This is a genomic window from Pseudonocardia kongjuensis, from assembly GCF_039526905.1.
In the GTDB taxonomy this organism is placed as follows: domain Bacteria; phylum Actinomycetota; class Actinomycetes; order Mycobacteriales; family Pseudonocardiaceae; genus Pseudonocardia; species Pseudonocardia kongjuensis.
Genome location: NZ_BAAAJK010000034.1, coordinates 211,196 through 235,457, shown reverse-complemented (window position 1 = coordinate 235,457; position 24,262 = coordinate 211,196). Strand labels below are relative to the sequence as shown.

The 24,262-nt window shown below is 75.6% G+C and carries 25 protein-coding genes, 1 tRNA gene and 1 pseudogene; 13 read left to right on the top strand and 14 right to left on the bottom strand.

The window, feature by feature from the left end; genetic code table 11:
• Positions 1-408 precede the first annotated feature (408 nt).
• Positions 409-816, bottom strand: a complete 408-nt coding sequence (locus tag ABD160_RS25465) for an antitoxin (RefSeq protein ID WP_344026819.1) — start codon at positions 814-816, stop codon at positions 409-411.
• Positions 817-975: 159 nt separating this feature from the next.
• Between ABD160_RS25465 and ABD160_RS25460 the strand changes: the two genes are divergently transcribed.
• Both ABD160_RS25460 and ABD160_RS25455 read left to right on the top strand, forming a co-directional pair.
• Entirely contained in the window at positions 976-1,143 is a 168-nt protein-coding gene (locus ABD160_RS25460; protein WP_344026818.1) for a hypothetical protein, read from the top strand.
• Positions 1,144-1,148: 5 nt separating this feature from the next.
• A complete protein-coding gene (locus ABD160_RS25455; protein ID WP_344026816.1) occupies positions 1,149-2,000 on the top strand; it encodes an urea carboxylase-associated family protein in 852 nt (283 codons plus the stop codon).
• A gap of 208 nt (positions 2,001-2,208) precedes the next feature.
• Here ABD160_RS25455 and ABD160_RS25450 read toward each other — a convergent pair whose 3' ends face one another.
• Positions 2,209-2,877 (bottom strand): SAF domain-containing protein, encoded by a 669-nt coding sequence (locus ABD160_RS25450; RefSeq protein WP_344026814.1) that lies wholly within the window; start codon positions 2,875-2,877, stop codon positions 2,209-2,211.
• 96 nt (positions 2,878-2,973) lie between these two features.
• On the opposite strand from ABD160_RS25450, the gene ABD160_RS33395 reads away from it, so the two are divergent.
• On the top strand, positions 2,974-3,204 hold the full coding sequence (locus ABD160_RS33395) for a hypothetical protein (RefSeq protein ID WP_425563661.1): 231 nt from the start codon (positions 2,974-2,976) through the stop codon (positions 3,202-3,204).
• A gap of 14 nt (positions 3,205-3,218) precedes the next feature.
• Here ABD160_RS33395 and ABD160_RS33390 read toward each other — a convergent pair.
• Both ABD160_RS33390 and ABD160_RS25440 read right to left on the bottom strand, forming a co-directional pair.
• Positions 3,219-3,410: pseudogene (locus ABD160_RS33390) on the bottom strand (FmdB family zinc ribbon protein); the annotation flags it as partial.
• Between the two features lie 43 nt (positions 3,411-3,453).
• Positions 3,454-4,107, bottom strand: coding sequence for a 5-formyltetrahydrofolate cyclo-ligase (locus ABD160_RS25440; RefSeq protein ID WP_344026810.1), 654 nt, complete (start codon positions 4,105-4,107; stop codon positions 3,454-3,456).
• Between the two features lie 36 nt (positions 4,108-4,143).
• Between ABD160_RS25440 and ABD160_RS25435 the strand changes: the two genes are divergently transcribed.
• From ABD160_RS25435 to ABD160_RS25400, 8 genes are all read left to right on the top strand, one after another.
• Positions 4,144-5,046 (top strand): UTP--glucose-1-phosphate uridylyltransferase, encoded by a 903-nt coding sequence (locus ABD160_RS25435; RefSeq protein WP_344026808.1) that lies wholly within the window; start codon positions 4,144-4,146, stop codon positions 5,044-5,046.
• Positions 5,047-5,051: 5 nt separating this feature from the next.
• The gene (gene glp / locus ABD160_RS25430; protein ID WP_344026806.1) at positions 5,052-6,272 is read left to right on the top strand and encodes a molybdotransferase-like divisome protein Glp; all 1,221 of its coding nucleotides are present in this window, start codon (positions 5,052-5,054) and stop codon (positions 6,270-6,272) included.
• Positions 6,273-6,276: 4 nt separating this feature from the next.
• On the top strand, positions 6,277-6,942 hold the full coding sequence (locus tag ABD160_RS25425; RefSeq protein ID WP_344026804.1) for a GNAT family N-acetyltransferase: 666 nt from the start codon (positions 6,277-6,279) through the stop codon (positions 6,940-6,942).
• A gap of 179 nt (positions 6,943-7,121) precedes the next feature.
• On the top strand, positions 7,122-8,456 hold the full coding sequence (sepX, locus tag ABD160_RS25420; RefSeq protein ID WP_425563660.1) for a divisome protein SepX/GlpR: 1,335 nt from the start codon (positions 7,122-7,124) through the stop codon (positions 8,454-8,456).
• Between the two features lie 44 nt (positions 8,457-8,500).
• A tRNA-Ala gene (locus tag ABD160_RS25415) sits at positions 8,501-8,576 on the top strand.
• Between the two features lie 346 nt (positions 8,577-8,922).
• A complete protein-coding gene (locus ABD160_RS25410) occupies positions 8,923-9,540 on the top strand; it encodes a VOC family protein (protein WP_344026800.1) in 618 nt (205 codons plus the stop codon).
• Positions 9,541-10,010: 470 nt separating this feature from the next.
• On the top strand, positions 10,011-10,844 hold the full coding sequence (locus ABD160_RS25405; RefSeq protein WP_344026798.1) for a DUF3761 domain-containing protein: 834 nt from the start codon (positions 10,011-10,013) through the stop codon (positions 10,842-10,844).
• Between the two features lie 137 nt (positions 10,845-10,981).
• Positions 10,982-11,611, top strand: coding sequence for a DUF5701 family protein (locus ABD160_RS25400; RefSeq protein ID WP_344026796.1), 630 nt, complete (start codon positions 10,982-10,984; stop codon positions 11,609-11,611).
• Here the strand turns inward: ABD160_RS25400 and ABD160_RS25395 are convergent.
• From ABD160_RS25395 to ABD160_RS25355, 9 genes are read right to left on the bottom strand one after another with little or no spacing between them, the layout of a single operon-like run.
• Positions 11,608-13,164 carry an aldehyde dehydrogenase family protein gene (locus ABD160_RS25395; protein WP_344026794.1) on the bottom strand — a complete coding sequence of 519 codons (1,557 nt, stop codon included), beginning with the start codon at positions 13,162-13,164 and terminating at the stop codon, positions 11,608-11,610. The two genes, ABD160_RS25400 and ABD160_RS25395, sit on opposite strands and share 4 nt — an antisense overlap.
• A complete protein-coding gene (locus ABD160_RS25390) occupies positions 13,161-14,027 on the bottom strand; it encodes an alpha/beta fold hydrolase (RefSeq protein ID WP_344026792.1) in 867 nt (288 codons plus the stop codon). Before ABD160_RS25390 ends, ABD160_RS25395 begins: the two co-directional genes overlap by 4 nt.
• Entirely contained in the window at positions 14,024-14,629 is a 606-nt protein-coding gene (locus tag ABD160_RS25385; RefSeq protein WP_344026790.1) for an amino acid synthesis family protein, read from the bottom strand. The genes ABD160_RS25390 and ABD160_RS25385 overlap by 4 nt, the downstream gene beginning before the upstream one ends.
• Positions 14,630-14,652: 23 nt before the next feature.
• On the bottom strand, positions 14,653-15,132 hold the full coding sequence (locus ABD160_RS25380; RefSeq protein ID WP_344026788.1) for a VOC family protein: 480 nt from the start codon (positions 15,130-15,132) through the stop codon (positions 14,653-14,655).
• A 27-nt stretch (positions 15,133-15,159) separates the two neighbouring features.
• Positions 15,160-16,197 carry a WD40/YVTN/BNR-like repeat-containing protein gene (locus ABD160_RS25375; RefSeq protein ID WP_344026786.1) on the bottom strand — a complete coding sequence of 346 codons (1,038 nt, stop codon included), beginning with the start codon at positions 16,195-16,197 and terminating at the stop codon, positions 15,160-15,162.
• Between the two features lie 34 nt (positions 16,198-16,231).
• Positions 16,232-17,053 carry an SDR family NAD(P)-dependent oxidoreductase gene (locus ABD160_RS25370; RefSeq protein WP_344026785.1) on the bottom strand — a complete coding sequence of 274 codons (822 nt, stop codon included), beginning with the start codon at positions 17,051-17,053 and terminating at the stop codon, positions 16,232-16,234.
• A 1-nt stretch (position 17,054) separates the two neighbouring features.
• On the bottom strand, positions 17,055-18,716 hold the full coding sequence (locus tag ABD160_RS25365; protein WP_344026783.1) for an acetolactate synthase large subunit: 1,662 nt from the start codon (positions 18,714-18,716) through the stop codon (positions 17,055-17,057).
• Positions 18,713-20,170, bottom strand: coding sequence for a 4-hydroxyphenylacetate 3-hydroxylase family protein (locus tag ABD160_RS25360; RefSeq protein ID WP_344026781.1), 1,458 nt, complete (start codon positions 20,168-20,170; stop codon positions 18,713-18,715). The genes ABD160_RS25365 and ABD160_RS25360 overlap by 4 nt, the downstream gene beginning before the upstream one ends.
• 41 nt (positions 20,171-20,211) lie before the next feature.
• Positions 20,212-20,757 carry a flavin reductase family protein gene (locus ABD160_RS25355; RefSeq protein WP_344026779.1) on the bottom strand — a complete coding sequence of 182 codons (546 nt, stop codon included), beginning with the start codon at positions 20,755-20,757 and terminating at the stop codon, positions 20,212-20,214.
• Positions 20,758-20,873: 116 nt separating this feature from the next.
• On the opposite strand from ABD160_RS25355, the gene ABD160_RS25350 reads away from it, so the two are divergent.
• Both ABD160_RS25350 and ABD160_RS25345 read left to right on the top strand, forming a co-directional pair.
• Positions 20,874-21,854: a LysR family transcriptional regulator gene (locus tag ABD160_RS25350; RefSeq protein WP_344026777.1), complete on the top strand. Its 981-nt coding sequence runs from the start codon at positions 20,874-20,876 to the stop codon at positions 21,852-21,854.
• Between the two features lie 99 nt (positions 21,855-21,953).
• Positions 21,954-23,297, top strand: coding sequence for an MFS transporter (locus ABD160_RS25345; protein WP_344026775.1), 1,344 nt, complete (start codon positions 21,954-21,956; stop codon positions 23,295-23,297).
• Positions 23,298-23,303: 6 nt separating this feature from the next.
• On the opposite strand, the gene ABD160_RS25340 is transcribed toward ABD160_RS25345, so the two are convergent.
• Entirely contained in the window at positions 23,304-24,254 is a 951-nt protein-coding gene (locus tag ABD160_RS25340; protein WP_344026773.1) for a CopD family protein, read from the bottom strand.
• Positions 24,255-24,262: the final 8 nt, after the last annotated feature.

The following is a 24,262-nucleotide window of genomic DNA, read 5'->3' as shown; positions in this document are numbered from 1 at the left end:
CCGCGCCGCGCCGTGCTGGGCCTTGCCGCGCCCCCGCCGCCTAGGGTCGCGCCTCCGCCGCGCCGCGCCGCGCCGTGCCGCGCCATGCCCTGCACCGCCGCACCTCGCCCGCGCGCCCCACCGCACCACTGCGCGGGCCACCGGCACCGCGTCATGCCTCAGCAGCGCCGCTTCGCACCCCGTGACTCGTCGAGATGCAGCTGAGCGGGCTGTGAAGATCGACAATTCCCGCTGGTCTGCATCTCGGTGGGCCAAGGGGTGCGACGGGCACGCTGCGCACCGCCGCGCGGCTCAGCAGGCCGCGCCGCGTCGCACTACGTGCCGTGCCGAGGTGCGGCCCGACCTGCACCCCCCGGACCCGAACGGGCCCCGGCGGAATCACCGCGCAGGGCCCGTCGCTCGCTCGGATCAGCTCGCGGGAGGCGGCGGAACCGGCGGGACGCCGCCGTCCTTCCGGCCGTCCGAGGCGGGCGGCTGGGAGGCGGCCGGGTTGCCGTCGGGCTTGAGCGCGTCACCTCCCGGCGGTGCGGGCGGCACCGGCGGGACCCCGTCGGTGTGCGTGCCGGCCCCGGGGGCGGTCCCGGAATCGTGCCGGAGCGCCTCCTCGACCTTGCCCTTCACACCGTCGATCTGCTCGGTGTACTTGCCGCCGGTGGCCTGGTCGACCCGCTCGGCGGCCTTCCCGACCAGCGGACCGGCCTTCTCCCGGGCCTTCTCCAGGTGCGGTCCGGCCTTCTCCTTCGCCTTCTCCAGGTGCGGCGCGGCCTTCTCCAGCGCGCTCTCCGCCGCCTCGCGGGCCTTGTCCAGGAACCCCATGTCAGCCTCCCCTCCTCGTCGGGCCCGCAACGGTCGCGGGCGTGTTGCGTCACGGTCGCGTCCATGGTGGCACCGCGAGACGGCCCGAGGGGGCCGTGACGGCACGCCACGGCCTCCTGCAACGGGATCGACATCTCCCCGCACGGCACCATGGACGCCATGACCGAACCAGCGGACCGGCTGCGCAGGCGGATCGAGGACATCTTCGGCGACGACCCCGTCGGCACCTCCGACGAGCGCTCCGACGGCGGCTCCGCCGAGGAGCGCGACGACCGTGACCCGGACCGCTGGTTCACCGAGAACCGCCCGCCGCACCACGGAGGCTGAGCACGATGAGCACGACGGGACCGACGGACGCGGCCTACCAGGGCGGGCCGGGCTCGCCGCTGCACGTCGACCGCGACCGCTACGGCGCGATCGGGACCGACACCGCCCGGCGCACCCTCGTCGAGGAGTTCGAGATCCCGATCCGCTCCGGCCGGGCCTGGACCGTCCCGGCGGGGCACGTGATGCGGCTCTACACCGTGGACGGGCCGCAGGTCGGCGATCTCAACCTGTGGCACCGCGACAACCCGCGGGAACGGTTCTGGGCGGCCCGCACCCGCCAGCTGCACGCCGCGCACGTCACCCGGTTCGACCGGCTGTGGTCGACGCTGCCCTACCTGCGGCCGCTGGCGACGATCGTCGCCGACACGCTGGAGTCCTACGGCGTCGACGACGACGGCGGGCGGGTGCACGACACGCTCGGCTCCCGCTGCGATCCGTACGTGAACCGGATGCTGACCGGCGCCGACTTCGACTTCCACTGCCACTCGAACCTGGTGCGGGCGGTCGCCCCGTACGGGCTGACCGAGTTCGACGTGCACGACGTGCTCAACGTGTTCCAGTGCACCGGGCTGAACGAGCGCGACGAGTACTTCATGAAGGCCTGCCCGGCCCGGGTCGGCGACCACATCGAGCTGTTCGCCGAGGTGGACCTGCTCGCCGCGCTGTCCACCTGCCCCGGCGGGGACCTGTCGATCCCGATGTGGGGGCCGGGGGCCCGGGACCCGATCGAGGTGTGCCGGCCGATCGGGGTGGCCGTCTACGCGGTCGACGAGGAGCTGCTGCGGGGATGGGAGCCACCGGCCCGGGCCGCCTACGCGGGCGCGCACGGCACCGGGCTGGTGTCCCGCCCGTACTGACCCGGCACCGACCCGGCACTGACCCGGCGCCGACCCGGCGCCGATCCGGCGCCGACCCGGCGCCGACCGCACGACCGGCCACCGCGCCCGGCCACCGCGCCCGGCCAGCGCGCCCGGCCAGCGCGCCCGGCCCCGGTACCGGACCCGCAGCGGGTGACCGCACCGGCCGGGCAGGTCGTCGCATCGCCGGCCGCCCGCCCGGCGCCGCTCATCGCAGGGTCACCGTGACCTCCCCGGCCAGGGTCGCCGCGGCGACCGCGGTGGCCTCGGCCTCGGGCAGCGCGACCAGTACCAGCGGCCCGGGCCCGGCCGGCCCGGCTGCGGCGCCCGGCCCGGACGGGGTGTCCGGCAGCACCGCGACGACGCCGGCCCGGGCCGCCAGCACCCGGGGCCCCTCCGGGCCGCCGGCGATCACGTCGACCCGGGAGCCCGGCGTGAGGAGCCCGGCGACCGCCGGATCGGCCGGGCGCACCGGTACCGCGGAGGCGCCCGGGCCGCCGGTCCGCGCGGCCAGGCCGGGACCGATCAGGCGCAGGTCGGTGATCGGCTCGCCGGCCCGGACCGGGCCGGCCGCGACCCGGCCGTCCGCCTCGGCGACGGCCCGCAGCACCCCGCCCGGGGCCAGCGCAGGCGGCCACCCGGCCACCGCGACGTCGGCCGGCCCGATCGGGCCGCCCGCCGCGAGATCACGTACGGCGACCAGGACAGGGACCCGCTCGTCGGCCGGGTCGGGGAGCAGCGCCACGACGAGCGCGGCGAGCGCCAGCAGCATCGCCAGTGCCCGGCGCAGCAGCAGCGCCCGCGCCCAGGACGGGCCGTGCGCGATCCCCGGCAGCACCCTGTCCCAGGGCCCGCGGGACCGCCGATCGTCGTCCATCCGTCCGCCCTCCGGTTCCGGTCACGGATCGACGGTAGGGCGGGTGATGGGTGGTCGGCGGGCGGATTCCGGTCCTGTGGACAACCGGAACCGCCTGTGGGCAACTCCCCGGATCAGGAGGTGGCGGCGGCCTTCGCGGAGGAGGATGAGGAGGAGCTCTCCGACTTCGACGACGAAGACGACGACGAGGAGGAGGACGACGAGTCCGAGGAGGACGACGACGACTTCTCCGACGAGCCGGACGACGCGGCCGACGAGGAGGAGTCGGACGACGAGTCCGACGAACCGTTGCCGGTCACCGAGCCCGAGCGCGAGTCGGTCCGGTAGAAGCCGCTGCCCTTGAACACGATGCCGACCGAGGAGAAGACCTTGCGCAGCTTGCCGGCGCAGTTCGGGCACTCGGTGAGGGCGTCGTCGGAGAACGCCTGGACCGCCTCGAAGCGGTGGTCACACGCTGTGCATGCGTACTGGTAGGTCGGCACGACTTCCTCCGGGACGACGGTTTGGCACTCCGGGACTGCGAGTGCCAGCATACTCCGCGCCCGCCGGGACTCCGACCCGTCCGTCCGGCGAGGATCAGCGGCCGGACGAGACGTGCACCACTCCGTCGCCGGGGAGTACGACGAGCCCGACGGTGACGTCGTGCGGCTCGGCCGGGACCGCGTCGAGCAGCTCGCCGTCGTGCAGCAGCACCGCGACCACCGCGCCGGCGGCCACCAGCGGCAGCGTGCGGTCGTAGTAGCCGCCGCCGCGACCGAGCCGCCGCCCGCTCCGGTCGACGGCCAGCGCCGGGACCAGGACCAGCCCCGCGGTGGCCACCGCGGCCGTGCCGAGCAGCGGCCCGGCCGGCTGCCGGGTCCCGAACAGGCCGTCGACCAGCCCGTCCGGACCGGTGTAGCGGGCCCAGTCCAGCGGACCGGGCTCGGCGGGCACGACCGGTACGACGACGTCGTGCCCGGCGTCGAGCAGCACGTCCGGCAGTGCCGGCACCGCGCCGGCCGCGGCGCCCGGCTCGCCGCCGATCGGCAGATAGCAGTGCACCGGCCCGGACGTGTCCGATGCGAGCGAGATCACATGCCGGCTCAGCGCCGCGGTCGCCGCGGCCCGCTCCCCGGGTGGCCGCCCGGTGCGTGCGGCCAGCAGGCCGCGCCGCAGCGTCCGCTTGCCGTCACCGGGTCGCCCGCCCTGATCAGGGGACGATCCGTCGGTTGTCTCCGCGCGAGCCGTCACGGCCCCAGGGTAGGGCTGTGGCTAGGCTCGCCGACCATGAGCGCGCAGACCACCAGTACGGCCGGGGCGTTCCGCACCGCCGTGGTCCCCGCGGCCGGCCTCGGAACGCGGTTCCTGCCGACCACGAAGGCGGTGCCGAAGGAGCTGCTCCCCGTCGTCGACACCCCGGGCATCGAGCTCGTCGCCGCTGAGGCGGCGCAGGCGGGGGCCGAGCGGCTGCTGATCGTCACCTCACCGGGCAAGGACTCGGTCGCCGCGTACTTCCGCGAGGACGACGAGCTGGTCAAGACCCTGGAGGGGCGCGGCAAGAGCGAGCTGGCCGAACGGGTCCGCCGCGCTCCCGGGCTGCTCGAGGTCGAGTCGGTGTACCAGCACGAACCCAAGGGGCTCGGGCACGCCGTCGCCCAGGCCGGCCCGGTGCTGGCCGACGACGAGCAGGCCGTCGCCGTGCTGCTGCCCGACGACCTGGTCCTGCCCACCGGGGTGCTGGCCACGATGGCGGCGGTCCGGGCCGAGCACGGCGGCAGCGTGCTGTGCGCGGTCGACGTGCCGCGCTCGGAGATCTCCGCGTACGGCGTGTTCGAGGTCTCCGAGACCGCCGACGACGACGTCAAGCGGGTGCACGGCATGGTCGAGAAGCCCTCGGCCGACGAGGCACCCTCCACTTTCGCCGCGGCCGGCCGCTACCTGCTGGACCGCGCCGTGTTCGACGCGCTCGACCGGATCACCCCCGGCGCGGGCGGCGAGCTGCAGCTGACCGACGCCGTCGCCCTGCTGATCTCGGAGGGGCATCCGGTGCACGTGGTCGTGCACCGCGGCGGGCGGCACGACCTGGGCAACCCGGCCGGGTACGCGCGCGCCTACGTCGACTTCATGCTGGCGCACCCGGAGTACGGCGAGAGCCTGCGCGGCTGGCTGACCGACCGACTGAAGGACTGAGCCGAGTGCGCACGGTCGAGGAGCACCTCACCCGGATCCTGGACGTGGCCGTGCGGCCCGCCCCGGTGCGGGTCGCGATCGCCGACGCGCAGGGACTGCGCAGCGCCGAGGAGGTCGTCACCGGGCGTCCGCTCCCGGTGTTCGACCAGGCGGCGATCGACGGCTACGCGGTGCGCAGCGTCGACGTGGCCGGAGCGACCGAGGCGAGCCCGGTGACGGTCCCGGTGGTCGGCGAGATCGCCGCCGGGTCCCGGCAGCCGCTGCGGCTGCAGCCCGGCCAGGCCGTCCGGGTCGCGGCCGGGGCGCCGCTGCCCACCCTCGCCGACGCCGTCGCACCGGTCGCCTGGACCGACGCCGGTGCGGCCCGGCTGACCGTGCGCCGCGGGGTGCCGTCGGCCGGGTTCGTCCGCCGGGTCGGCGAGGACGTGCAGTCCGGTGACGTCGCCGTCCGCGAGGGTGACGTCGTCGGCTCCGCCCAGGTCGCGATGCTGGCCGCCGCCGGACGGGACAAGCTGCTGGTGCACCCGCGGCCGCGGGTGTCGATCGTGTCGGTCGGCGACGAGCTGGTCGAGGTGAGCCGGTCGGCGTCGTCCGGTCAGGTCGCCGACGTCTGCTCGCACGCGCTCACCGCGGCGGCCCGGGAGGCCGGCGCGGAGACGAACCGGGCCCGGATGGTCGGCGGCAGCGGCGCCGAGATCCGCGGCGCGGTCGAGGACCTGCTGCCCGCGAGCGAGATCATCGTGGTGTGCGGCGCCGGTGGCGGCAACGCCGCCGCCGAGGCGCGCAGCGCGCTCGCGGATCTCGGCGGGATCGACGACACCCGGATCGCGGTGCACCCGGGATCCGCACAGGGGTACGGGCGGCTCGGTCCGGACGCGGTGCCGGTGTTCCTGTTCCCGCCGCACCCGGCGACCGCGCTGGTGCTGTTCGAGGTGTTCGTCCGGCCGCTGGTCCGGCTCGCGCTGGGCCAGGAGGCGCGCCGCCGCACCTGGACGGCGCGGCTGACCTCGCCGCTGGTCTCGCCGGCCGGGCGACGGTCCTACGTCCCGGCCAGGCTGCTGCGCGACGACGCCGGCGGGGAGCTGCTCGCCCAGCCGCTCGGCGGATCGGGCAACCACCTGCTCGCCGTGCTCGCCGAGGTCAACGCGCTGGCCGTCGTCCCGGAGGACGTCACCGAGCTGACGGTGGGGGAGCAGGTCGAGCTCGTGCCCCGCGGCCGCGGCTGAGCCGGTGCCCCCCACGGCGGTGCCGGAGCCTCCCGGCAGCCACCCCGGCTGGCCCGCCCGGCTCGGCCCGCTGCGGGTGCGCGACCACGAGGTCCGGCTGCGCCCGGTGCGGTTGCGTGACGGCGGCGAGTGGGCCCGGATCCGGCTGCGCGACGAGGCGTACCTGCGCCCCTGGGAGCCCACCACGCACGGCGGCTGGGCGCGCCGGAACTCGGCCGTCGAGTGGCCGGGGCGCTGGTACCTGCTGCGCGCGGCGGCCCGCCGGGGCCTGTCGCTGCCGTTCGCGATCGTCGTCGACGGCGCGCTGGCCGGGCACGTGATGGTCGGCAACATCGTGCGCGAGCCGCTGCTCTCGGCCTATGTCGGTTACTGGTGCGACTCCCGGTTCGCCCGCCGGGGGATCACGACGGCGGCGGTGGCGATGGTGCTCGACCACTGCTTCGGGCCGGTCCGGCTGCACCGGGTGGAGGCGACCGTCCGGCCGGAGAACGCGGCCAGCATCGCCGTGCTGTGCAAGCTCGGCTTCCGGCGCGAGGGGCTGCTGCTGCGCTATCTCGACGTCGACGGCGGCTGGCGGGACCACTACGCCTACGCCCTGACCGCCGAGGAGCGCCCGGTCGGCGGTTTCGCGGCGAAGCTGATCCGGGACGGCCGGGCGTCCCGCGCCTGATCGGTCACCCTCCGGAGTCACTGGAGTACCGCTCGTCCCTCACGTCGTGCCGTCCGTCCGGGGGACCACGGCGCGTCGCGGCCGGGGCCGGGACCGTTCGCCGATTACGGTGATCGTCGGTGGACGGGATCGGGGCCCGGCCATCGGGTGGACTGCGCCGGTCGGGGAGGAGGCAGCCCGTGCCCAGCTCTCTGATCTTCGTGGGTCTGGTCGTGCTGTGGCTGCTCATCCTGGTGCCGACCGTCGCCCGTCGTCAGCAGGAGGTGGCCCGGCTCAGTCCGGCGCTGCTGTCCGGTCGGGTGCTGGAACGCCCGATGCGGCATCGATACCCGGAGGTACTGGTGATGGAGCGATCCGGTCCGAGCACCGTGGGCGAGCTGGTGCAGAGCCGGGACGACGTTCCCGGCCCGCCCGCCGACGGCCGTGACGGCGGTCACGAGAACTACGACGACTACGACGAGGGACTCGACGCGGAGATCGACGACGACGGTCGCGTGCACGGCCTGGAGGACGACCACCTCGGGACCGGGTACGACGATCGCGCCGGGCACGACCCGTACGACGCCCCGTACGGAGATCCGGGCGACGTCACCGACGACGCCGCGGAGACCGGCGTGCACGGCGGCCGTGCCGCGGACCGGGAGCGCGACCCCCGGACCGCAGAGCCGGCCGCCGTCGGTCACGGCGGTGACCCGGGTGACCCTGGTGACCCGGATGACACGGATCGCGTCGAGGACCGGTTCGACGGCGACGATGCCGACACCGATCACGACGAGATGCTCGAACCGGACGGAACCGGGTATCCGGACGACGCGGACCACAATCGGCCCCCGTCCCGGTACCGGCCCGGCCGCGGCGGGTTCGATCCCGAGGCGGCCGCGGCGGCCGCGCACGCCAAGTACGCGTTCCGTCAGCGCGTCGTGCTCGCCCTGCTCGTGCTGCTGGTCGCCGCCGGCGCGACCGCGCTGCTGGTGTCCACCGTGTTCTGGTGGGTCGCCGGTGTGCTCGGGGCCGGCCTGGTCGGCTACCTGACCTACCTGCGCCGCCAGGTCCGGATCGAGGAGGCCATCCGGGCCCGCCGGGCGGCCCGGCTCGCCGCACCCCGGCCGGCCACCGCCGACGAGTCGCACCGTCCCGCCACCGACGACGGGCACCGGGACGACGAGTACCGAGCCGACGAGTACCGAGCCGACGGGTACCGAGCCGACGGGCACCGGGACGAGGCCACCACCGGCCAGCAGTCCGAGACCGCCGAGGACGACACCGACTGGACCGCCGACGACGGCGAACCCACCCGGGTGCGCGGGACCGGGCAGCCGCTCGGGGTCCTCCCGGCCCGCCGGCGCACCGTCGACGGCCCGGCCTGCACCGAGCACGAGTCGTCGCTCCCGCGGCTGGCCGCGGCCCCGCCGCCGCCGGTCCCGGACGGCACGTCGCTGGTCGACGTGGACGCCGAGGAGGAGCCGGACGTGCTCGGGGAGCTGACCCCGCACCGGCGTGCAGCGGGCGAATAGGGGTCTGTTAGTGTTCTCCAGGTCAGCCCGCGAGGGCGGGCCGCGGGGCTGTAGCGCAGTTGGTAGCGCGTCTCGTTCGCATCGAGAAGGTCAGGGGTTCGATTCCCCTCAGCTCCACCACCAATTCCCATACACGCCCCGATCTCCGGCAGAGATCGGGGCGTTGTCGTGCGTGCGCAGGTCGGGGTGTCCTGCGTCGTCCGGACCGGCCCTCTGTCCGACCGGTGGGACCCTACCGCTGGCCGGCCCCCGCCCCGGCTGATCGGCTCGGGTTCTCCCCGGGCTCGGTCGGTGTCCGGCCGGCGGGGTCACCTCGGACGCTCGACCGGTGTCGCTCCGTGGCCTGGTGCGAGCGTGCCTCGGCCAGGGGTCGCACGAACCGGTCACGAATCGAGAAGCACGGGTCGTCGTGCCCCACCTAGCGTCGCCGTCACCACAGGAGAACGGACGGACGGGGTGACGTGAGATGGGAACCAGCACCGTGACGGGGATCAATTCGGTGATCATCGAATCGGACGACGTGGCGAGCGCGCGAAGGTTCGTGGACGAGGCCCTCGGGCTCGGGGACGTCGTTCAGGTGCGTGCCTCGGACGAGCCGACGGCAGGGTTCCGGGGCTTCAGCCTCTCGTTGGTCTTCGAGCAGCCGGCCGATGTGGACCGCGTCGCGGCCGCCGTACTGGCGGGTGGCGCGACGCAGGTCACGCCGGTGGCGAAGAGCTTCTGGGGATACGGCGGCTTGGTGCGCGCGCCGGACGGCACGGTCTGGACGCTCGCCTCGTCGTCGAAGAAGAACACCGCTGAGGCCACCGGACGGGTCGCCCAGGTCGTGCTGTTGCTGGGCGTGTCCGACGTCCGCGCGACGAAGGCGTTCTACGACGGGGCCGGGCTCGCGATCGGCCGGAGCTTCGGTTCCCGGTACGTCGAGTTCGACACCCCCGGCGCAGCGGTGACCCTGGCACTGCAGAGTCGGCGAGCCGTGGCGAAGAACGCCGGCGTCGACGCCGGCGGATCGGGATCGCACCGGCTGCGCATCTCCGGTGGGCTGGGCCGGGTCACCGACCCCGACGGATTCACCTGGGAGTGACGAGATGTGTTGGCAGGCGGCCGCAGCGGCCCGATGGGAGGGAGCACCCTCCGGGACGCGGACGGCCGACGCCGGCACCGCGCCGACCGCGGAGGAGCCGGCGCCGGCGGAGGAGCTGCTCGCCGATGCGGCGCCGGATCACGACGCGCTGTTCGCCGGGGTCGGATCCCGCCGGTAGTTCCGTGATCGGCGGGGAGCCCTGATCGGCCTCTCCGCATGGCGTTGCCGATCGTCCGGCCGGGACGGGTTCGCTGCGGGGATCGGGCGGGCCCTGACCGCAACCGGGGCAGGCCCGCGGTGAGGGGGCCGTCCTCTCCGCCGGTCCGCGTCGTCCGAGCGGTGGAATCCACAGAGTTGGGGAGTACCGACGGTAACAGCGGGTGTGCCGGAAACGGACGAAACGCCGCTGTCGATGCAGAGAGTGCGACATCGGACACGGTGCGTGACTCAACGAAACGGTGGCGACGGACGTGAACGGGCACCTGTACTCCGGCTGGCACGACGACTCCCCGACCGAGCGCCTGCCCGTGGTGGGGAGGAGGCCGGGGAAGCGCAATCGGCTCGCGACGGCGGGCATCGTCCTCGTGCTGCTCGCGGCGGTCTCGCTCCCGTTCTCGGCGATGGTGGCGTTCGGCGTCCTGTTCGCGTTCGCCGCCCTGTTCTGCGCCGCGATCGCCGCGTGGCGGAGCCGCGGCGGCCGGGTCCCGAATCGGGGCCGGGCGGTGACCGCGCTCATCGCGGCGCCGGTGCTGCTCGTGCTCGCGGTGGCCATGCTCCCGCCGGTCGATCGCGCGGCGAGCGAGCGGACCGCAGCCGCCACCGCCGAGGCCACCGAGGCGCGGGCGATCGCCGCGGTCGAGCAGGAGCGGGCTGAGCAGGAACGGGTCGAACAGGAACGCGTCGAACAGGAACGCGTCGAGCGGGAACGGGTCGAGCAGGAACAGGCCGAACAGGCGCGGGTCGCCGAGCAGGAGCGGGCCGAGCAGGCACAGGTCGCCGAGCGCGAACGGGCCGAGCAGGAACAGCAGGCGCGGGCACGGACGGAACAGCAGGCACCGGTCCGGGCGGCGCCCGCTCCGCAGGCTCCGCCGCAGCGCCCCGCCGCGCCGGCCCCCGCGGCCGCTCCCGCCTGCAACTCCTCGTCCCACTACGTCAACTCCGACGGCAACTGCGTGCAGCGGCCGACCCAGGCCGCGAGTGCACCGCCGGGCGCGACCGCGAAGTGCAAGAACGGCAGTTACAGCTTCAGCCAGAACCGGTCGGGGACCTGCTCGGGCAACGGTGGCGTCGCGCAGTGGCTGTGACAGATGACCGCACGGTGCGGGGGACGGACCACGGCTGAGAGCGGGCGGGGCCGCCCGGGACATCCACGGATCCCGGAACAACGCGGCCCGGGCGGGCGTTCCGCCTGCGCCCCGTCACCCGGCCCGGAGGTCCCCGCGTGCCCGCACCCGCCCTGCCGTCCGTCACCGAGCAGGCCGAGCGGTTGATCGCGCTCGGCGCGACCGGCCCGCTCGACCCGGACGCCCTGCGCAAGGAGGCCGCGGCGCTGCCGGACCGGCCGGGTCTGCTCGTCGTCGGCGGAGCGCGGCCCTCGGAGCTCGCGCCGCTGCTGCGCCGCGCCGACCGGCCCGGGTTCGTGGTCGAGGACATGACCGACGTCGACGACTTCGCCCCGGTCGCCGGGGTGCCGGACGCCGCGGTCTGGCTGCTCACCGACCCGGACCGTGGCGACCATCTGACGAACGCCTCGCCCGCCGAGGCGGACGCCCGGTTCGCCGCCGAGGGGCGGACCCCGATGCTGCTCACCGAGGGCGTCCAGTGGGTGCTGCAGGTGCCCGAGGTGCTGGAGCGCAACTTCTGCTTCATGACGATCGGCTCCCGGCTGCGGAAGCCGTCCGGCCGGTTCGACGCCCGCACCCCGGCCGTCTGGATCTCCGGCGGGACCGGGCGGGACGGCCGCGACCGGAAGGACGCACCGAAGATCGGCTGGTGCTGGTGGAACAACCGGCACACCTGGCTGGGCTTCGGCTCCGGCGCCGGTCGCGTCGTCCCCGGACATCACGGCTAGCCGAGGTCCACCCAGACCGTCTTGGTCTCGGTGTACTCGTGCAGGGCCGCCCGGCCGCGTTCCCGGCCCCAGCCGGACTGGCGCACACCGCCGAACGGGGCGGCGGCGTCGGTCCGGTGGTAGGTGTTGATCCACACCGTGCCGGCCCGCAGCCGCCGGGCGAGCCGGTGCGCGGACCCGACGTCGCTGGTCCACACCCCGGCCGCGAGACCGTAGCGGCTGTCGTTGGCCTGCTCCACCAGATCGTCGACGTCCCGCCAGGGGAGCACGACCAGCACCGGGCCGAAGATCTCCTCCTGCACCACCCGCGCCGACCGGTCGGCGCCGACCAGGACTGTCGGCTCCAGGAAGTTCCCGTTCCGCAGCGCCGGGTCCAGGTCGTCGGGACGGCCGCCGCCGGTGACCACGGTGGCGCCCTCGGCCCGGCCGGCCCGCAGGTGGTCCTCGACCCGGCGGCGGTGCGCCGCCGAGACCAGCGGACCCATCCCGGTGCGCTCGTCGGTGCCGCGGCCGAGCACGATGCTGCGGGCCCGGTCGACGACCCCGTCCAGAACCTCGTCGAACACCGATTCGTGCAGGTAGAGCCGGGAGCCCGCGGTGCAGACCTGGCCCTGGTTGACGAAGATCGCCGCGGCCGCGGCGTCGACCACCCGGTCGGTGTCGGCGTCCGGCAGGACGATGTGCGGGGACTTGCCGCCCAGCTCGAGCAGCACCTTCTTGAAGTTGCCGGTGGCCGCGGTGACCACGCTGCGGCCGACCGCGGTGGACCCGGTGAAGCTGACCATGTCGACCAGCGGGTGCTGGGCCAGCTCCGCCCCGACGACCGGGCCGAGCCCGGTCACCACGTTCACCACGCCGGGCGGGAACCCGGCCTCCAGCACCAGCTCGGCGAGCCGCAGGGTGGACAGCGAGGTGTCCTCGGCGGGTTTGAGCACGACGGTGTTGCCGGTGGCGAGCGCGGCCGCGAGCTTGCCGCAGGCCATCGACAGCGGGAAGTTCCACGGGACGATCGCGGCCACCACGCCGACCGGCTCGTGCACGGTGTAGCAGAACGACGGGCGTCCGTCCCGGGGGGAGACCGGCAGGGTGGCGCCCTCGGTCTTGGTCGGCCAGCCCGCGAAGTAGCGCAGGGTGGCGACGCCGGACGCCACGTCCGTGGTGCGCGCGAGCGTGACCGGCTTGCCGTTGTCCAGGGACTCGAGCAGCGCCAGCTCCTCGCCGCGCTGCTGCACCAGGTCGGCCAGCCGGTACAGCAGCGCGCCCCGGTCGGCCGGGGTGAGGTGCTGCCAGCGGGGGTCCTCGAACGCGCGCCGGGCGGCGAGCACAGCGGCGTGCACGTCGGCGGCGGTGCCCGCGGGCACGGTGGTGAGCAGCTCCCCGGTCGCCGGGTCCAGGCTGGGCATCCGGTTGCCGGACTCGGAGCCGGTCCACCGGCCGTCGACCAGCATCCGGCGGGGCGTGGCGAGGAAGCTGCGCACGGCGGCCGCGGCGCGCGCGTCGACCGCGGGACCGTCGGCCGGGAACGGATCGGAGCGGGCCCGGCCGGCGTTCACCGGTGCACCTCGAGCGCCTCGTGCACCAGCGTCGCGAACGAGTCCGGCCGGTCGTCGTGCACGTAGTGGCCCGCCCCGGGGACGACCCGCACCCGGATCGCCGGGTTGGCCGCGGCGACCCGGTCGCGGGCCGGGGCCGGGCTGAAGTCGGACTCGCTGCCGCAGATCAGCATCGTGCGGACGGTGAGCGCCCGGACGGCCGGCCACAGGTCCGGGATGGTGCCCGGCCGCAGCCGGGCCGCGGCGATCCCGGCCATGTCGGCGATCCAGCCGAACCGTCCGGTGACCGGGTCCGGTTCGTCGCGGACCGTGTACCGCACCCGGGACGCGATCGCCTCGTCGTCGGCCCGGGGGCGCAGCCGCCGCCAGAACGCGGCGGCCTCGGCGGGATCGGCGAAGTCGGCCGGGACCTCGGCGAGCTCGCGGCGGATCCGGTCGGCGCCCGGGCCGGACAGCGACGCCCCCGGCACCATGTCCTCGACGACGAGCCGGGCGACCCGCTCCGGGTGCCGGGCCGCGTGCAGCAGCGCCGTGGTGCCGCCCATCGAGTGTCCGACCAGGTCGACCGTGTCCACGTCGAGCGCGTCGAGGACGGCCGCGAGATCGTCGAGATTGCGTTCGGTGGTGTACTCCCCGCGCGGGTCCCGGTCGCTGCCGCCGCGGCCGCGCGCGTCGTAGGCGACCCGGTGCCAGGAGCGGGGCAGGCCCCCGATCAGCGGCAGCCAGGTCTCGGCGTAGCTGCGCAGCCCGTGCAGCATCAGGACGGTCCGTTCGCCGGGCCGGCCGGCCTCGATCACCCGCAGGCCGGTCCCGTCCCGGGAGGTGATCCGGCGCTCCCGCACCGTGTCCGGGACGGGCGTCACCGCAGGCCGTCCGTGCCGGTGACGTCGTCCGCGGAGGGCCCGCCGAGCCGGGCGAACAGCCGCCCGCCGGCGGCGACCGCGACCGCGACGACGATCTCGTCCGGGCCGGGGGCGTCGCCGAAGGTGACGGTCACGGTGTCGTAGTGCGAGCGCACGTAGAGCGCGGTGCAGTGGGCCAGCGGGATGTCCAGCGCGGTCCCCGGGCCGCCGCGCTTGCCGGTGGACGGGATCCAGGCGATCGCCCGGTCCAGCGCCTGCCGGACCGGGGTGGCGAACTCGGTGGTGAGCAGTGCGTTGCCGTGCTCGTACTCGCCCGCGGTGCCGACCAGGCAGGCCTTGCCGTAGCCGGTCCACGGCCGGTCCCCGGCGGCGGCGGCGATCCGGTCGGCGAACTGCTTCCCCAGCTCGACCGAGTCGGCGACCAGGTCGTCGAGCGACTCGCCGAACCGGCCGGCGTAGGGGTTGTGCAGGACGGCCGCGACGACCGTCCGGACGGCGGGTGCGGACCCGGCGAGCCGGCCGGACTCGCTGGCGAGCACCTCCTCGCGGGTGGTGATCCACTTCCGGACGTGCAGTGCGCCGGTGTTCGCGGGCCTGGTCACGGGTGCGGGCTCCTTCGTGGTGGTCATCGGGCGGTCCGCCCGGCCGGGATCGTGGCGATGTCGATCTCGTCGCTGGGGGCGCCGAACTCGCCGAGCAGGGCGGTGGCGCGGGCGTCGTCGGGCTCGGTCTCGTGGAACAGCTCCAGCCGGTTGCCGTCCGGGTCGGCGAAGTAGATCCCGTAGCCGACCTTGTGGTCGGCCACCTTGATGATCTCCACGCCGCGGTCGGTGAGCCGGTCGTGCAGCCGCCGCCAGTGCGCGAGGTCCCCGGCGACCTCCAGGCCGTAGTGCTGCAGCCCGAGGCCGCCGCGGACGGCTCCCGGGGCGGCGCGGATCAGTGCGATGTCGTGATGCTTGCGGCCGAACGAGAGGAACACCCAGTCGTCGCGGCGCGCGGTCACCCGCATGCCGAGGACGTCGCGGTACCACTCGGCGAGGGTGTGCGGGTCCGGGGTGAGCAGAGCAAGGTGGGTGCGCAGGACGTCGGGCAGGTCGTCGGTCACGGTCGGGCTCCTTCGGCGGGACGGCGGTCAGTGCCGCGGGTTGTCCGGGGAGATCTCCGGGGTCCAGGCGACGGCCGAGATCTCCGGGAAGCTGCGCCACTCGGCGCGCCAGCTGCGGCCGCCGTCGGTGGAGCGCAGCAGGTCGCCGTACTTGGTGCCGGCGAGGACGAGCTGCGGGTCGTCGGGGTGCACGCCGAACCCCCAGACCGTCGAGCCGGGCCGGTCGACCAGCTCGGTGGGCTCCCAGCGGGCACCGCCGTCGGTGGACCGGTAGATCCGGGTCTCGGTCCCCGGTGTCGCGTCGCCGCAGGCGAACAGCAGCGCGCTGCCGTCGGCGAGGGTGGCGACGGTGCGCGCGTAGCGCAGCCCGAACTCGTCGGCGGCGATCCGGCAGAACCAGCTGCTGCCGCCGTCGGTGCTGGTCCACAGGGCGTTCACGGTGACGACGAGATGGGTGGCCGGGTCGCCGGGATGGACCAGGACGGCGTGCACGTCGGAGTTCGACACCGGGCCGGGCGTGCCGCGGTGGGCGGCCGGGCGCCGGGTGTCGTCGATCCGGCGCCAGGTCGCGCCCCGGTCGGTGCTGTGCCAGAGCCCGCCCTCCTCGATGCCGAACCACATCTGCCCGCGATCGGCCGGGTCGATGGTGGAGGCGAGGATCCGGGGCCTGCTCACCCCGGCGCAGAACTCGGGGATCTCCGGCGGGAGCTGCTCCCAGCCGGTGCCGCCGTCGGTGCTGCGCCAGACCCGGGCCCGGCTGGGGGCGCCGGACCCGACCAGCATGACGTCCGGCTCGACCGGGTCGATGCTGATCGTCCACAGGTGGTGGTCGTCGAACGGGCCGCGCACCCGGACCCAGGTCGCGCCGGCGTCGTCGCTGCGGACCAGCCCGACGTCGGCGCCGACGAACACGGTGTGCGGCCGGGTGGGGTGCACCGCGATCGACCGGGTGACGCCGTCGAACTCGAGGGCCTGGTCCAGCGGCGTGCGCTGCCAGGTGCGGCCGTCGTCGTTGCTGCGGATCACGCCCTGGCTCGCGGTCGCGACCAGCATGGTGCCCTTCATCGCGTTCCTCCTCGCTCGGTGTGCGGTCGCCGGGTCACAGGAAGACCCCGCGGGACATCCCGCCGTCGATCCCGATGGACTCCCCGGTGATGCCGCCGGCGGCCGGGGAGCAGAGGAAGACCACGGCGGCGGCGACCTCGTCGGCCCGGATCTCCCGCCGGATCGGGGTGCGGTCCAGGTAGCCCTGGCGGACGGCGTCGACGGTGCTGCCGCGCAGCGTCGCCTCCCGCTGGTACAGCTCCCCGATGTGCTCGGTGTCGACGACGCCGGGATGCAGCGTGTTGACCGTGACCCCGTCCGGGCCGAGCTGGTCGGACAGCACCTTCGACATGTGCACGACGGCGACGTTGCGCATCCCGGACAGTGCGTGGCTGGCCCGGCCGGTCAGCCCGCCGATGTTGACCACCCGCCCGTGACCGCTGCGCCGCAGGTCGCCGGCGACGGCCTGGACGCACCGCAGGTAGCCGACGACCTTGGTGTCGAGATCGGCCAGCAGCAGCTCCGGATCGGCCTCCTCGATCCCGTTGCGGACCAGCCCGGACGGTGCCGCGGCCCCGTTGACCAGGATGTCGACCGGCCCGAGCCGGTCGCGCACGGTCCGGGCCATGGCGTGCACGGATCCGGTGTCGTCGGTGTCGGCGACGACCGGGAGCACCCGGCGCCCGGTCCGCTCGGCCAGGTCGAGTGCGGTCTTCTCCAGCGGGCCCGCGGTGCGCGCGACCACCGCCACGTCGGCCCCGGCGTGCGCCAGCGCCAGCGCCACGGCGCGCCCGATGCCCCGGCTGCCGCCGGTGACGACCGCGGTGCGGCCGGTCAGGACGGCTGCCGCAACGGCCCCCGGTTCGGCGTCGGTCATGTCAGATCTCCATCTCGATCAGGTGCGGTCCGGTGACGTGGAACGAGTGCCCGAGCGCGTCCCGCAGGTCGGCGGCGGTGCGGGTCCGGCGGGCCGGGACGCCGTAGCTCTCGGCCAGCCGCACCCAGTCGACCCGGGGCGGGGACAGCGCGGTGAGCTCCCGGGTGGCCGGACCGTCGGCGCTGCCGCAGATCCGGTCGGCCTCGGTCTGCAGCAGCCCGTAGCGGTGGTTCGCGGCGATCAGCACGGTGACGTCGAGCCGGGCCCGGGCCATCGTCCACAGTGACTGGATCGTGTAGTGCGCGCCGCCGTCGGACTGCAGCGCGATCACCGGTCGGCCGGGATCGGCGACCGCGGCGCCCAGCGCCACCGGCAGTCCCTGCCCGATCGCGCCCCCGGTGTTGGTGAGCATGGTGTGCCGGGCGGCCGTGCCGGCGAGCCGGGCGAACGGGTAGCCGCAGGTGCCGCCCTCGACCGAGACGATCGCCCGGTCCGGCAGCTCGCGGGCCAGCACCGCGGCGACGATCTCCGGGTCCAGCGGGCCGTCGGCCGGGGGCGGCGGCGCGGGAGCCGGGACCGCCGGGGCGTTCCGGGGTGCGCCGAGCTCGTCGGCGAGCAGGTCCAGCGCGTGCCCGGTGTCCTGGCCCGGGGAGCACAGCGTCAGCACCGAGCCGGGCGGTGCGAGCCGCGCCGGGAGGTCCGGATAGCCGAAGTAGGAGACCGGTTCGCGGGCGCCGGCCAGCACCACCAGCTCGGCGTCGGCCAGCTCCGCCGCGGCCGCCTCCGGACGGTAGGCGAGCCGGGGCAGGCCGGGCAGGCCGCCGCCGTGCTCGACGGCGGCCGGGAAGGTCTCGCCGATCACCCGGATCCGGCCGGTCGCCGCGATCCGGGCGAGCGTCAGCCGGGCCCGCGCCCCGGTGGCGCCGTCGCCGGCGAGGACGACCACCCGGGCGGCGGTCCGGATCCGGCGGGCGATCCCGCGCACCCGGCCGGGATCGACCGGTTCGGCCCGGCCCGGCCCGCACGGGTCCGGCGCCGCACCCGGCCCGGCGTCGGCCGGGTCCGGCGCCGCACCCGGCGGGCCGGCGGCCGGATCCGGGACCGGTGCGCCGGTGGCGAGCTGATGGTCCAGCGGGACCACCAGCGTCGCCGGGCCGCGCAGCTCCCGGGCGGCGGCCACCGCGCGGGCCGCGTCGGCGGCGAGATCGGCCGGGCCCCGGCTGGTGTGCACCCAGACCGACATCGGCCGGGCGAGGCCCTCGACGTCCGAGGCGAGCGGCGGATCGAACCCGACGTGCCAGGCCGCGTGCTCGCCCACCACGTTGACGACCGGGGAGCCGGCCCGGCGCGCGTTGTGCAGGTTCGCCAGGCCGTTGGCCAGGCCCGGCCCCAGGTGCAGCAGGGTCGCCGCGGGCCGTCCGGCGATCCGGGCGAAGCCGTCGGCCGCCCCGGTGCAGACGCCCTCGAACAGGCCGAGCACCGGCCGCACCCCGTCGACCTCGTCGAGCGCGGCGACCAGCGGCATCTCGGTGGTGCCGGGATTGGCGAACCAGACGTCGATCCCGGCCCGCCGGGCGGACCGGACGAGATCGGTCGCGGCGGTGTCGGGCACGTTCCGCAGGGCCAGCTCCGCGGCTGTCCCGGCCTGCGCGTGGGCGGTCATGCCGACCCGGCCAGTGCGGGCACCGGCTCGCCGGCGAGCTCCCGGGCGCGGGCCACCATCCGGCGGCCCTCGGCCGGGTCGGTGCGGGCCTGGTGCTGGGCGGCCAGCCGTACCGGGTCGCCGCCGTAGTACCGCTCGTACTGCACCTGCCGCTGGCCGAACCCGTCGCAGGTCAGCTCGTAGGCCAGCCGGAACAGCGCGACCCGCTCGGTGGCGGGCAGCGCGTCGGCGCCCTGGTAGTAGCGGTGCACGTCGGCCGCGATCGGCGACCCGAAGTCCGCCTGCATCGGGGTCATCAGCAGGCCGCCCGCGCCGAGCACCTGCAGGTTCGACACCGCCTTCGGATAGGCCTCGGCGAGGAACAGGCGCAGCGTGCGCAGCGGCTGCTCGGCGGGCGTCCACACCCCGTCGCGGTCGCGCGCACCCTGCAGGGCCGCGGTGAGCAGCCCGTCCGCGATGTCGACCGCCATCACGCCCTCGGCGAGCCGCTGCTGGACCGGCAGGAAGGTGTCGACCCGCACCGCCTCGGCCAGCGCGGCCGCGACCGCCACCGCGAACCGCAGCTTGACCAGGCCGCGCACGCCGGTCTGGTGGGCCAGGTGCGGCCCGAGGCCGACCGCGTCGTACATCCGGTTGGACGCCGTGACGTCGCCGTGCAGGAAGACCCGGTCCCAGGGCACCAGCACGTCGTCGAACACCACCAGCGCATCCGGCTCGTCGAACCGGGAGGACAGCGGATGGTCGAAGGAGCCGCGGGTGCCGTCGTCGAACGGGGCCCGGCAGATCATCCGCAGACCGGGCGTGCCGACCGGGATCGCGAACGCCAGCGCGTGCCGCTCCTCGCCGGGCCGCAGCCCGGGCAGGCAGTAGACGAGCAGCTCGTCGGCGAGCGGCCCGAGGGTGGCGAGCATCCGGGCCCCGCGGACCACCAGCCCGTCGGCGGTCTCCCGGTGCACCCCCAGGTGCAGCAGGTCCTCGGCCTGGCCCGCCGAGTCGCGGGACCGGTCGGTCTGCGGGGGGAGCAGTGCGTGGGTGAGGAACAGGTCGCCGTCGCGGACCTGCTCCCGGAACGCCCGGACGTTCGCCCCGAACCGGGGGTCCACCGCGGCGAAGTGGCCGGCACCCGCGCCGAGCAGGGTCACCGCGGTGCCGAGGAAGTCGGGGGAGCGGCCCAGCAGGCCGAACGTCTCCTCGGCGACGATCCGGTAGGCCCGGTCCCTGGCGCGCAGCCCGGCGGCGTCGCGGGGCGGCACCAGGCTGCGCGGGACGCCGTCGGCCAGCAGATCGGCGCGCAGGTCGGCGCGGTGCTGCAGGTCGTAGAGACCGGCGACGGTGCGGGCGGTGCCGGCGAGGCCGGGATGGGTGGTGACGTCGTCGACCCGGCGTCCGCCGAGCCACACCTCCCGGGGCCTGCTGCGCAGCCCGTCGAGATACTCGCGCCCGGTGCGGGCCATGGCGGTCCTCCTGTCGTGGGGGTGCTGCCGGTCGTCGTGCGTCACGGGACCGGGTGGTGCCTGCCGTAGCTGCGGCGGCCGTAGGTCAGCGCCTCGCCGCCGCCGGTGCCCGCGGCGACCACGTGCCCGAGGCACACGCAGTGGGTGCCGACCCGGATCCGGAAGGCGAGCACGCAGTCCAGGGACGCCGCGGTGTCCGGGCGGACCGGTGCGCCGCTGCGGCCGGGCCGCCAGCCGTCGTCGAACCCGTAGGCGGTCCCGGTCGGGAGGCCCCGGCCGGCGAAGGTGTCGGCGAGCCCGCGCTGGTCGGCGGCGAGCACGTTGACGCTGAAGCAGCCGTTCTCGCCGACCGCCCGGTGCAGCGGGCTGGTCTCCCGGATGCAGAACAGCACCGACGGCGGATCGGCGGTGACCGAGCAGACGGCGGTGACCGTCTGGCCGAACCGGCCGCCCGGCCCGTCGGTCGCGACGACCGTGGTGCCGGCCGGGAGACAGGCCATCGCCTCGGTGAAGCGGTCACCGTCGACCGGGGCGGGCCCGGCCGGTGGTGGGACCAGGATCTGCTCGAGCGCTCGGGTGAGGTCCATCGGTCCTCCAGGTCTCGGCGTGCCGGGGATGACGCCGATGCTGGCGCGGGAGACCTGATGAACAAAGACGATCGTTACGATGCCGACGATCGATATCATCGAACATGGAGTGTCGCGTGGACTTCACCCTCGTGCAGCTGGAGCACTTCGTGGCGGTGGCCACCGCGGGCAGCATGACCAGGGCCGCCGAGGAACTGCACCTGTCCCAGTCGGCGATCTCGGCGAGCCTGACCAAGCTGGAACGCTCGTTGCAGGCCGATCTGTTCGTCCGCGCCCCGGCCCGGCCGATCGTCCTCTCGCCGGCCGGCCGGCAGTTCCTCGCCGACGCCCGCAACCTGCTGCGCGTCGCCCGCGAGGTGAACGAGCGCGGCCGCGGGATCGGCAGCCACGGCGCCCTCACGATCGGCTGCTTCCTGCCGCTGGCCCCGGTCTGCGTGCCGCAGGCGGTCGCCGCCGCCCGGCGCGCCGGGAGCGACACCGTGATCCGGACGATCGAGGGCACCACCACCGAGCTGCAGCGGTCGCTGCACACCGGGGAGTGCGAGCTGGTGGTGAGCTACCAGCTCAGCGCGCTCGCGGACCTGGAGTTCGCCGAGGTCGGCCAGGTCCATCCGCACGCGATCGTCGCGCCCGACCATCCGGTCGCCGGCCGGAGCAGCGTCACCCTCCAGGAGCTCGCCCAGTACCCCTGGGTCATGTACAGCCCGGAGCACCCCACCCAGCAGCTGATGGAGTTCATGTTCCTGCACGAGGGCGTCAGCCCGCCGGTCAGCACCCCGATCGCCGGCTACGAGACGATGCGCGGGCTCGTCGCCGCCGGTGAGGGCTTCGCCCTGCTCACCGTGCGGCCCGCCAGCAACGTCACCTTCACCGGGTTGCCGGTGGTGCCGGTCGAGCTGCGCGGCGAGCCGATCCCGCTCCGGCTCGGCCTGTTCACCCTGCCCGGCAGCACGACGACCCGGCGGGCCCGGGACTTCTCGGTGCACCTGCGCGCCGTGCTGGCCGGGCTGGTCGCCCGGGACCGGGCCGCGCGACGGCGGGCCGGGCTGACCGGGCCGGACGGACCATCGGACGAACCGATGACGGCCATCGAGTAGTCCTGCTGTGCCGGGGGCCACCGGATCCGCAGGATTGCCCGACACGATCGGGTGAGCGGGCCGAACCGCCGCGCCGGTCCCGAGCAGATCGGAGCGGACATGATCCGACCCGCACGCAGCCGGACCCGGGTGGGGACCGATCCCGGGGGGAACGAGCGGATGTCCGGGCGGGCGCTCGCGATCGTCGTGCTCGGTGCGGTCACGATGCTGCTCGACGGGTTCGACAACCAGCTGCTCGGCTTCGCCGTCCTGCAGATCGTCGACGAGTTCGGCTCCAGCCGCGCGGAGTTCGGCTGGGTGTTCGCGGTCGGTTTCGTCGGCATCGGCGTCGGGACCGCGCTCGGCGGGCTGGTCGGTGACCGGATCGGCCGCAAACCCTGCCTGATCCTGGCGGTGCTGGTGTTCGGGACGTTCACGCTGATCAGCGCCACGACCGGCGGGACGCTCGCGTTCGCCTGCTGCCGGATCGTGGCCGGCGTCGGGCTGGGGATGGCGCTGCCCGCGGTGACCTCGCTGGTCGCCGAGTTCACCCCGGCCCGGTGGCGGCACCTGGCGATCGCGGTGAGCATCGCCTGCATCCCGGGCGGCGCGCTGGTCGGCGGCCTGGTCGCCGCCGCGGTGCTGCCGCGCTGGGGCTGGCGGGAGCTCTACCTGATCGGCGGCGTCGTGCCGCTGCTGCTGGTCGTCGTCCTGGCGCTGGTGCTGCTGGAGTCCCCGCAGTTCCTGGCGGCCCGCGGCCGGCCGGGTGACGACGAGCGCCGGGCCGCCGTGCTGCGCCGGACCGGCCGGGCGGTGGTGCCGCCCGCACCCGACCCGATCGCCGCCGGCGCCGGCACCGGGAGCCCGCGGGCGCTGCTGGGCCGCGAGCTGCGCCGCGACTCGCTCGCGCTGTGGGGGGCCTTCTTCTTCAGCCTGCTCGGGGTGTTCAGCTTCTTCAGCTGGGGCCCGTCGCTGCTGCAGGCCAACGGCTACTCGCTGGCCGCCGCCAGCCTGTCGATCACCCTCTACAACGCGGGCGGCATCGTCGTCGCGCTGGTCGCCGGGGTGCTCATCGGCCGGATCGGCTCCCGGCCGGTCATGCTCGCGCTCGCCGCGGGCGCCGCGCTGTCCGCGGGCTGGCTGCTGCTCGTCCCGCCGGTCGACGGGACCACCGGGATCACCTTCGTCGCCCAGATCGTGCTGCACGGCGGCTGCTTCGCCGGGCTGCAGACCGTGCTCTACAACCTGGCGAGCCACATCTACCCGGCCGGCATCCGGGCAACCGGGGTCGGGGCGGCGGGCACGGTCGGCCGGGCCGGTGCGATCACCGCGGCACTCGTCGCCGGGGGCCTGGTCGGCGCGGCCGGGCACGGGTTCCTGCTCCTGCTGCTGGCCGCCGCGACCCTGGCCGGGGCGTCGCTGCTGCTGGTCCGGCGGCACGTCCCGGCGCGCCGGGGGACCTGACGCCGGTCAGCCGGTGTGGCTGAGCGTCGCCGCGGCGCCGACCGCGGCGACCAGCAGCACGATCTCGATCCCGGCCCAGGCGAGCACCGGCACCCGCCCGCTGCGCAGCCGTCGCCGGGTGAGGCCACCGAGCGCGGCGGCACCGGCCAGCAGCACGATCTTCGCCAGCAGCAGCCCGCCGTACGCGCCGCCGACCAGCTCGGCGGGCGAGCCCAGCCGCGCCGTCGCGGCGAGCAGCCCGGACACCGCCAGCACCAGGACACTCCACCCGGCCAGCCGGGAGAACCGGGGCAGCGCCACCGCCAGCAGCGCCGGATCGCGGGACAGCAGCAGCACCGCGCCGAGCCCGCCGACCCACAGCAGCGCCGCCGTCACGTGCAGCACCACGCCGGGGACCGCGATCGCGGCGTTCGCCGAGGCGGCGGCGTGCCCGAACGCCGCGGGTGCGGCGGCCCCGGCGATCGCGACGAGGAGCACCAGCACCGCCGGGCCCGGGCCGTGGCCGGGGCCCGCCGGGCGTCCGGCGACGCAGCCGAGCAGCAGCACGGTGGCCGTCCCGGCCAGGACCAGGCCGGTCCCCGCGGCCGGGCCGGTCAGGTAGCCGGCGACGTCGGCCGGGCGCACCGCGGCCGGCGGCACCCCGACCATGATCGCGGCCCGGACCAGCGCCTCCACCAGCAGCACCGCCGCCCAGGCCGGCACCGCGACGATCAGCACCCGGTCCGCGCCGGGCACCCGGCCCGGGGCCAGCAGCATCGCCAGGGCGGCCCCGGCGACCAGCAGCGCGGCCAGGTCGGCGGCGGCCCGGGTCAGGGTCGCGGCGAGATCGAGCGGCACCGACTCCGGGCCGATGCCGCCGGTCAGCCCGGCCGCGACGACCGCCGCACCGAACGCGACGGCGCACCAGCCCGCGACGACCGCCGCTCCGGCGTCGCCGCGCCGGGTGCTGCCGGTCATGACGTCGA